At 67.7% G+C, this 4216-nt stretch carries 4 protein-coding genes; all 4 read right to left on the bottom strand.

The window, feature by feature from the left end:
- Positions 1-54: 54 nt before the first annotated feature.
- Genes OXS49_RS32740 through OXS49_RS32725 form a run of 4 tightly spaced genes read right to left on the bottom strand, consistent with a single transcriptional unit; the run spans position 55 to position 4178 of the window.
- Positions 55-738, bottom strand: coding sequence for a 3-oxoacid CoA-transferase subunit B (locus tag OXS49_RS32740; protein WP_267428679.1), 684 nt, complete (start codon positions 736-738; stop codon positions 55-57).
- A complete protein-coding gene (locus OXS49_RS32735; RefSeq protein WP_267428678.1) occupies positions 735-1400 on the bottom strand; it encodes a 3-oxoacid CoA-transferase subunit A in 666 nt (221 codons plus the stop codon). Before OXS49_RS32735 ends, OXS49_RS32740 begins: the two co-directional genes overlap by 4 nt.
- Complete coding sequence (locus OXS49_RS32730) at positions 1397-2596, bottom strand: acyl-CoA dehydrogenase family protein (RefSeq protein ID WP_267428677.1); 1200 nt, start codon at positions 2594-2596, stop codon at positions 1397-1399. Before OXS49_RS32730 ends, OXS49_RS32735 begins: the two co-directional genes overlap by 4 nt.
- Complete coding sequence (locus tag OXS49_RS32725) at positions 2589-4178, bottom strand: ABC transporter substrate-binding protein (RefSeq protein ID WP_267428676.1); 1590 nt, start codon at positions 4176-4178, stop codon at positions 2589-2591. Before OXS49_RS32725 ends, OXS49_RS32730 begins: the two co-directional genes overlap by 8 nt.
- Positions 4179-4216 lie beyond the last annotated feature (38 nt).

Below are 4216 nucleotides of genomic sequence, written 5' to 3'. Positions count from 1 at the left end.
GTATCAGCCGTACAGCCCGTCCGGGGTTCGCCTCAAAAGCGGACAATGTCGGGATCAGCGTGCCCTTCGATCGAGGGCGCGAGCATCAATCCGGCTTGTATCGGAGAAGATGAGGCGCGTCGCAGTTCGGGCCTGGAGTTCGTCCGGCTTGAGACCTGCCACAAGCTCGCGGACGCACAGCCCCTCGGGCGTGACGTCGAGGACGGCGAGGTCCGTGAAGATACGGTCCACCACGGCCGGTGCCGTAAGCGGGTAGCTACAGCGATCCACGAGCTTCGGCAGGCCGTCCCGCGTCGTGTGCTCCATCATCACCCAGATCGACTTGGCACCGCAGGCGAGGTCCATCGCGCCGCCGACACCTGGCACATCACCGGGCTGGCCCGTCCACCAGTTGGCGAGATCGCCCCGGGCCGACACCTCGAAGGCGCCCAGCACTGCTACGTCTAGATGGCCGCCGCGCATAAGTCCGAAGGAGAGTGCGACGTCGAGGTAGCTGCCGCCCGGCAGCACCGTGACCGGACGCTTGCTCGCGTCGATGCTGTCGTGATCGGCCGTGCCGCCGTCCGGCGAGGCGGCGAAGTTGATGATCCCGTTCTCGCTGTGCAGGACGATGTCCTGGGCCGCCTCGACGTAGCGGCTGACGAGGCCCGGCAGGCCGATCCCAAGATTGACAACCGCTCCAAGCGGAAGGGCCGATGCGACCCGGCGGGCGATGTCGTCGCGGCTGAGTGGCGTCATGCGCAAGGCCCCTGTTGAACGATCCGGTCGACGAGGATACCGGGTGTGATCACGGCCTCTGGATCGATGCCGCCGACCGCCACGATCTCACTCGCTTCGGCCACGACTACACGGGCGGCCGTCGCCATGACCGGCGCGAAGTTGCGTGCGGTCTTGTTATAAGTGAGGTTGCCCATCAAATCGGCTTGCCGTGCCCGTATCAGGGCGAAGTCGGCGGTCAATGGCACCTCCAGCACATAGTCGCGTTCCCCAATCGTGCGGACCTCCTTGCCCGCCGCGAGGAGTGTCCCTGCCGAGACCGGAGAGAAGAAGCCGCCGAGCCCGGCCCCGGCGCAGCGCATGCGCTCGACCAGGGTCCCCTGCGGTATTAGCTCCAGCTCGACCCGGCCTTGACGGTAGAGCGCGACGAAGGTCGGCGAGGTGCGCGGATAACTACAGATCACCTTGCGCACGAGGCCCGCGCTCAGCCAGTCGCTGATGTCCCCCGTGTGAAAGCCGGCATTGTTGGCGATTACGGTGATGTCGCGCGGCCCGCGTTCAAGCACGGCCGCGACTAGGCCGATGGGGACGCCCGCGTCTCCGAAACCGCCGACCATCACCGTGTGGCCGGTCTCGATTCCCTCGACCGCTTCACGAAATCCAGCCATGCGCTTGTCGATCATCGCGGCGCCTCCGGGTTCGGATGATCACCCCGACGCCGGACTAGGTCCGCGCCGATCCTGTCCCGCATCATTTCGGTGGTCCCATCGACGTAGGCCACGATTCGCGCCGCAGCGAGGTGGCGGCCGAACGGCAGGTCGGCGCGCAGCCCCACGCCCCCCATCGCCTGCATGCAAGCGGCCACGCCCGAGAGGGCCATATCGGCGGAAAACCGCTTGGCATGCGCGGCCGCGAGCGTCGCATCGGCTCCCGCGGCGACCCGGCGCGCGGCGCTGTAGGTTAGACCCCGAGCTGCCTCCAGACCGGTGGCGACGTCGGCGAGGCTCCAGCGCAAGCCTTGGTGCTCGATGAGCGGGCGGCCGAAGCTGTGCCGAACCCGCCCGTGGTCTACAGCACGCGTCAGACTATCGGCGACGATGCCGCAGGCCATGGCGGAGACGTGGACGCGCGCGCCGGTGATACCTCTCAACGCCCGCTTGAACGCCTGTCCCGGCGGCGCGAATAGGTCATCGTCGGTCGCGAATACGCCGTCGAGCACAATCGTCGCAGCACCGATCGCGTGGCCGCCGATCAGTGGAACGTCGGCCGCGCGCGAGACGCCAACCGCATGCAGCTCGATCAGGAAGCTAGCGATCCCAGCTGCCCCGCTGCCGGGCTCGGTCTGCGCGTAAACCAGGGCGAGATCGGCGTGCTCGCCGTTCGTGACCCAAGCTTTGGTTCCGTGTAGGCGCCAGCCCCCGGTCGCGCGCTCCGCCCTCGTTGCGACCGCCGAGAAGTCGCTGCCCGCGCCTGGCTCGCTCAAGGATATTGCTCCGATCCGTTCGCCGCGCACGAGGCTCGGCAGGTGGCGTCGGACCTGGTCCTGCGAGCCTTCGCGCTCGATCCGCGTGGCCATCCCCTGTGCGAGATTCAGCGCGAAGGTGCTTGGCAGGCAGGTCCGCGCCATCGTCTCGGCGAGGCCGATCTTGCACAGGTAGCCGAGCCCGGATCCGCCGCGTTCGTCTGAGACTTCAAGCCCCATCAGCCCGGCCTCCGCATAGGCTCGGAAGACCGAGCGCGGCAGGGCGGCGCCGGACTGCTCCCGGACGGCGACGTGCGGAGCGATTTCGGACAGTGCGAGGGCCCGTCCTCGCTGGACCGCGTCGCGCTCGCGATCCGTTAACGGCAGCCCGTCTACATCTATCGCGCCCTCAGCCACGCCGCACGTTCCAGAAGATCGCGAACCCGTCGACGAGGTCCTTGAGGTTCGAGCGATAGGCCGTCGGCGCGAAGAACTGGCCGAGCGGGATGTAGGGCACGTTGACGAAGGCCTCGCGCTGGATCGCAGCGGCCAGCGCCTTCTGTTCGGCGAGATCCTTGGCCAGGAGCCAGCGATCCCGCAGGTCCTCGATCGTCGAGTCACTCGGCCAGCCGAACCATGCCTGCGGCCCGTTGGTGCGCAGAGCGAGGTGGCCGGCCGGGTCGGCCAGATCGGCGCCCTCATAATTCGTGCAGAACGCGCTCCAGCCACCCTTGTCCACTGGGTCGCGCTTGTAGCGGCGCTGCTGCACCGTGCCCCAGTCGAGGGACTGGTAATCCACGGTCAGCCCGATCTTCTGCATCGTCTCGGCGGCGACATCCGACATCGCCTTCAGCGCGGGGAAATCGCTGGACACGATGAGCGCGACGGGCTCGCCCTTGTAGCCAGCCTCCACGATCGCACGCTTGGCGGCAGCGAGGTCGCGCGGGCTGGTCACCGCCGCCATCCCCGCATCGGTGGCGAGGGGGGTATCCGGGCAGAAGAAGCCGACGCCGTCCCGCCATAGGCTGCGGTCGTCGCCCGCCACCGACTGCATGAACTCCGACTGGTCGAAGGCCGCGAGCACGGCACGCCGGATCTTCGGGTTGTCGAAGGGCGGCTGAAGGTGGTTCATCCGGAAGACGCCGATGAGGCCCTTCGGATCAAGGATCTTCACGCCCAGGCCGGGGCTCGACCTTAGCATCGGCAGCAGGTCGATCACGGGGTAATCGACCCAATCCACCTCGCCGGCCCGGAGCGCTGAGGCCGCCGTGCCCGGATCGGACATCGTGATCCACTCGACGCGATCGAAATGCACACGCTTGGGTCCCGCGGTGCGCGAAACCGTGCCGTCCTCCCGGGGCTTGTAGGCTGAGAACCGCTCGTAGACGTTGCGCGCGCCGGGCACCCGCTCGTCGGCGCGGTAGCGAAACGGTCCGGAGCCGACGATCTCCGTGACCTGCTTGGCCGGGCCGACGGACGCCAATCGCTCTGGCATCATCGCCGGGAAGAAGGCTGCGGATTTGCCTAGGGCATGCGGCAGGAACGGGAACGGCGCCTTCAGCCGGAACAGGATGGTGCGGTCGTCCGGAGCCGCGAGTTCGTCGGTAGCAGCCATCAGAGCCTGGCCGAAGGCATCCTTCACGCCCCATCGACGGATGCTGGCGACGCAGTCGCGCGCCAGCACGCGCTCTCCATCATGCCACAGGAGACCATCGCGCAGAGTCAGGCTCCAGAGGCGTCCATCAGCCTCGATCCGGTGACCCGCCACCATCTGCGGGCTCGGCTCGAAATCGGAATCCTGGCCGTAGAGCGTGTCGTAGACCATGAACGCGTGGTTGCGCGTTATGATCGCTGAGCTCCAGATTGGATCGAGGACGCCGAGGTCGGTGCGCGGCACGAAGCGCAGAGTCTTCTCATTTGCCGCTAACGCGAGTCGCGGCGCGGCGAGCGCCGCGGCAGCGCCTGCGATCAGGATGCGGCGCGTGGGGCTCGACGGCATCGGCAGCTGACCCTCAGAGTTCGAGCGTGACGCTCACA

Origin of the sequence: Methylobacterium sp. GC_Met_2, assembly GCF_026540795.1 — a bacterium.
In the GTDB taxonomy this organism is placed as follows: domain Bacteria; phylum Pseudomonadota; class Alphaproteobacteria; order Rhizobiales; family Beijerinckiaceae; genus Methylobacterium.
Note: the sequence above shows the minus strand (reverse complement) of the source record. Positions and strands in the feature narration are given on the sequence as shown.

Coding starts and splice junctions, on each gene's coding strand:
- OXS49_RS32735 (WP_267428678.1), bottom strand. CDS start 1,400: ATGATCGACAAGCGCATGGCTGGATTTCGTGAAGCGGTCGAGGGAATC.
- OXS49_RS32740 (WP_267428679.1), bottom strand. CDS start 738: ATGACGCCACTCAGCCGCGACGACATCGCCCGCCGGGTCGCATCGGCC.
- OXS49_RS32725 (WP_267428676.1), bottom strand. CDS start 4,178: ATGCCGTCGAGCCCCACGCGCCGCATCCTGATCGCAGGCGCTGCCGCG.